Source organism: Streptosporangium fragile, from assembly GCF_039534445.1.
In the GTDB taxonomy this organism is placed as follows: domain Bacteria; phylum Actinomycetota; class Actinomycetes; order Streptosporangiales; family Streptosporangiaceae; genus Streptosporangium; species Streptosporangium fragile.
Genome location: NZ_BAAAVI010000208.1, coordinates 1 through 521, shown reverse-complemented (window position 1 = coordinate 521; position 521 = coordinate 1). Strand labels below are relative to the sequence as shown.

Sequence of the window (521 nt, the reverse complement as noted above, 5' to 3'; positions counted from 1 at the left end):
TGTTCTCGATCTCGGCGCGGATCTGGTTGACCCGGCCGGCGATCTGCTCGGCGTCACCGGCACCGTCGACGATGGTGGTCTCGTCCTTGGTCACCACGACCTTGCGGGCCCGGCCCAGCACGTCGAGGGTGGCGCTCTCCAGCCGCAGGCCCAGTTCCTCGGCGATGACCTGGCCGCCGGTCAGGATGGCGATGTCGCCGAGCATGGCCCTGCGGCGGTCACCGAAGCCGGGGGCCTTGACCGCCACCGAGCGGAAGATGCCCTTCATCTTGTTGACGATCAGGGTGGCCAGGGCCTCGCCCTCGACGTCCTCGGCGATGACCAGCAGCGGCTTGCCGGCCTGCACGACCTTGTCGAGCAGGGGCACCACGTCCTTGTTGGCGGAGACCTTGCCGCTCACGACGAGAACGTAGGGATCGTCCAGGACCGCTTCGAGCCGGTCGGAGTCGGTGATGAAGAGCGGGGCGATGTAGCCCTTGTCGAAGCGCATGCCCTCGGTGAGCTCCAGCTCCAGGCCGAAG

General features: G+C 67.9%; 1 pseudogene. It reads right to left on the bottom strand.

The features are described from left to right. Positions 1-521, bottom strand: a pseudogene (gene groEL / locus ABD841_RS40675) (chaperonin GroEL); the annotation flags it as partial.